General features: G+C 36.0%; 4 protein-coding genes. All 4 read right to left on the bottom strand.

The genetic code is table 11. The features are described from left to right. Positions 1 to 1,894, bottom strand: a 1,894-nt coding sequence (locus tag DM84_RS05160) for a phage tail tape measure protein (RefSeq protein ID WP_250778859.1), incomplete at its 3' end; no start/stop codon positions are given. Between the two features lie 115 nt (positions 1,895 to 2,009). Then, complete coding sequence (locus tag DM84_RS05155) at positions 2,010 to 2,264, bottom strand: phage tail assembly protein (RefSeq protein WP_250778858.1); 255 nt, start codon at positions 2,262 to 2,264, stop codon at positions 2,010 to 2,012. 37 nt (positions 2,265 to 2,301) lie between these two features. After that, entirely contained in the window at positions 2,302 to 2,808 is a 507-nt protein-coding gene (locus tag DM84_RS05150; RefSeq protein ID WP_250778857.1) for a phage major tail tube protein, read from the bottom strand. Between the two features lie 17 nt (positions 2,809 to 2,825). Beyond that, positions 2,826 to 4,004, bottom strand: a complete 1,179-nt coding sequence (locus DM84_RS05145; protein ID WP_250778856.1) for a phage tail sheath subtilisin-like domain-containing protein — start codon at positions 4,002 to 4,004, stop codon at positions 2,826 to 2,828. Positions 4,005 to 4,136 lie beyond the last annotated feature (132 nt).

The following is a 4,136-nucleotide window of genomic DNA, read 5'->3' as shown; positions in this document are numbered from 1 at the left end:
CAATCCAATTGAAAAATTCTCCTATAGGTTTTACAATTGATTTCCAGATGCTAGGAAAAAAGTCCTTTACCTTTTGCCAATTAGCGATTACAAGCGCTGCACCAATTGATAGTCCAGCAATAGCAGCTCCTATAGGATTGGTAACCACAGCTAGCGTTAAAGCTTTCAGTCCCATGATTACTGCTGGAATTACTCGAGCTGATAACGAAGTTAATACCGGCAAAAGTGTTCCATGCAAAATAGCCTTAAAAGTTAGTATTCCACCTCCAACTAATGCAAATGCATAACCAAAACCTACTACTGCTATCTTACCAATAATAAGAGCTGAAATTATACTCATTATTCCTGTAGTAATAACTGGAAACTTTTCTGCAAACCAAGCTATGGGGTTAGTTATCTCTCTTAAAATACTACTCATCCACTTTAGAGGAGGTAGCATGACTGAGCCCAGGTTCATTCCTACTTCTGCTATCACGTTTCTCAGTAGTCGTAAGTTATTTGCTGTAGTTGCTGCACGATTGTTAAACTCTTCTTGCATAGACTGTTTAAATTCTTCCTCATCAGCTAAATTATTTATGGCATCCTTATAATTCTTTAAGCTTCCAACTAGTAATGCAATATCATCTTGATACTCTTGACCAAACAGATCAAGAAGGATTTGCGAACGTTCCTGTTTATCTACCTTCTCCAGAGTTTCAAAAAAATAAAGTAACGCCTCTTGACCATTTTTGCTAATCATTTGTGTCATCTCTTCTGCAGTTATTCCCATGTCTTCCAATGCTGCTTTGAACTCTTTGCTCTGTCCTTCAGCGGTTTGAAGTTTACTAAGTAGAGCATTTATTGCAGTTGCTGCTTTTGCTGGTTGTTTACCTAAACTAATGAAAGCATTTACTAAACTACTTGTTTCCTTAATATCAAGACCAAACTGTTTTGCAGTACCACCAACTATAGCAAGCGCTTTAACCATATCTCCTGCTTTAGCAGCACTGTTATCCGAAAGGTGATTGATAATATTACCTACTCTTTCCATGCCTGCTACCTCAATTCCATAAACATTGGCAAGCTTAGCTATAGAATCACCTGCTTCTTCTGCAGACATATCAAATGCTGTGGCCATTTTAGCTACTGTTGTTGTAAATCCAATTAACTTATCTTTTTGAATCCCAAGTTGTCCACCACTTGCAGCTATTTGTGCTAATTCTGTAGCTGATAGTGGTATTTCACGGGATAACTTCCTTATATTCTCACTAAACTTATTAATTTCCTCATCATTCTGAAACTTTACAACCTTCTTAACATCAGCCATAGCACTTTCAAGGTTAATTGCAACTTTAATTGGCGCTGCAAGTGAAAGCCCTAGTCCTATAGTCTCCATTACTTGTGATCTATAATGCGCTTTTCTTGCTAAAGCATTTTGCTGTTTTTGTATTACAGATCCTAATTTACTGTATTTTCCTTTTAGTGCTTCAATAGATGAACCAAGTTTAGTTTGATCTCTCACTAAAGATTTAACATCCTTTCCACTTTTCCTTATTTCTTCATTTAATGTGTGAAGTGCATCTCTCTTTTTAATATAAGCCTCTTTTGCCTTTGATGCCGATGCTTTCAATTTTTCAAATTCATTTTTCAATGCTTTGCTTGGTTCTTTTTTTTCCTTTTTTTCTTTAGCAATTGCTGCAGCTGATTTTTTTGCTTTCTTCTCCGCTTCCTTCCAATTCTTCATGGCTTCAAGAGCATCATGATTTAGTTGCTTAAATTTGGAAACAGATTTCATTGACGAATCAAGCTGCTTTATACTATCACCCAACTTAGAAAGCTTTGCTGCACTACCTGTCATTGCACTATTAAAACTGCCATCTAACGTTGCACCGATCTTTATTGAAAGCATTGACATTTTTTTGCTACTCCTTTACTTATTTCTAGCCATGATAAAAATTCATTTACATTCATATTAGTAATCTGCTCAATTCCACTTCCTGAAATAGAACTGAGTAGTAGTACATTATACTTTAAGTTCTCTGTTCCAGCGGCGACAAAAAATCTTTTAGCACCTTTTGTATTTCTACATAATCTTTAATACATAAATCTTCAACTGCTTCTTTTGGCACGGATGCTAGATTAGCGATTAAAGCTACTTCTTTCAAGGCTTCTCCTTCTATACGTTCTATAGCAAGTAAATCTCTTACTTTAGGTTCACGTATCGATAACTCTGAGACAGAGATACTATCAACTGTTATTGGGTTATTAAGTGTTATACTTTGCATTATTGTCTCCTTAAAAAATAAAATTTCAAATAAGTTTTTATATGCCTAAAATCGTTTGCAGCAAGGCCATCTGATCAACACCATTAATCTTGCGAATCATATTCTCAGCATCGATTTCTATCAGTTCATTGCCACCTATCGTAAGTTTATAGCAATGAGCAGCTACAGTGCATTTGAGGGTGGCTTTTTCAGCAGGTTTCCAGCTACCAAAATCAAACTCTTTAAATATTCCCCTAAGGTTGATAATTACTTCTTCAATATCATTGCTACCACTGCCTTGTAATCCGCCCCTTAGCGTCAAAGAAACCGAATTTCCGTCTATTAAACCAAAGAGTCTAAAGAGCTCAGAGTCATACTCAGCGAAAGTAAAGTCTGCTTCTAGCTTTTCCATCCCCATATCAATATTTATTGGAATATCCATACCACTAGCTCTGTATTCTTCTGTTTTTATGGTAAGCTTTGGCAAGGTTATTTCGTCTATTTTCCCTGCATAACCTCTGCCATCTACGAATACGTTAAAATTTCTCAGTATTTTTGGTAACATTTGTTTTTCTCCTTTTCTTACAATACTTCACTATTGATCAAGTGTGACCTAAAAGTAATCTGTTCAGCCGGATATGGTGGTGTAAATTCAAAGTCAAAATACACTTTCCCGCTTGCAATATTTGCTGGTGTATTTAATTCTGGAGTTGCATAACATTTTCCACTGATAATCGCTCCTTGTGCTTTTAAATTGGCCAAATAAGAATTCACCCCTTCTATCACATCATCTATATAAGTTTTGGTGATATTTCGATCAACTGCCCATAAGTGAGCCCGAAGTAGACTATCATTGATTAGATCTGCAGTACGCCTTACTGATAGAAAAGCCCATTTCGAGTCATTTGAACATGTTCTATTTCCCCAAAGCCTATAGCCATTTTGATGAATTATCGTTGTTACTTCATTTTCATTTAAGTGGTTTGCTCTACAATTTACATCACCAAGGGTAAAATCAATAGGCCTGTTTGTTCCAACAATACCATTTATCTCTTTATTTGAAGGCGAATGCCAAAAGCCTTGTTCACTATCTACTTTTGCTATTAAACCAGCTACAAATGGGCTAGACGGCAAAGTTTCTTCTTTTCCATCAATAAATACCTTTACCCATGGATCAACGACGTAAACTCTGCTACTGCCTACACTTTTTCTCCATTTTATTGCTTCTTCATCATTGGTATTTGGACCATCTGCTACTATTATTGCTCTTAGCTTTTCTGCTACTCCTATCAAAGCTGCTACTACTGGGTTTTTAGATTCAGGCAATTGATGAGTAAACTGAGGTGCAATTAATATTCTTGGGGCAACATGGACTATACTTTCACTACTAAGAAATGCCTCAATTCCTTTATATTCTCCAGTTTCTTCATCAACTCCACCAATTATATTTTGAATAGTTTCACTTTCTTTGAGCTTTGAATCGCTGTTTTCACTTTCCTCAACTCGAATAACTACTACTGTTGCACCAATTTGGGAAAATATTCCGTTTATTGCAGAAGGTAAACTTCCACTCTTTCCAAGTCTTGCTGCTTCTTTTAAGCTTCCTGCAATTAACACTGGTTTATTTAGCGGAAACTTTTGCTCATCAGCTTCAGGTGCAGTACCAATTACACCTATCACTGATAATTTAGCTGTACGTACTGTTTTTGCCCCTGAGGTTACCTCAATAACATTTACACCATGTAAAAATTCTTCAGCCATTTCTTTGTATTTTTTTCCTGAAATCATCGAGCAAAGTCTGTAGCTCATTTTCACTCTTGGCTTCTTCAATCTTTCTCTTGGCTAAATCTTCAAGCTCTTCACATTTAATTATTGCTTTTACTGCTTTTTTCA

Source organism: Wolbachia pipientis (assembly GCF_023661085.1).
GTDB lineage: Bacteria > Pseudomonadota > Alphaproteobacteria > Rickettsiales > Anaplasmataceae > Wolbachia.
This window is presented reverse-complemented; position numbering and strand designations above follow the sequence as displayed.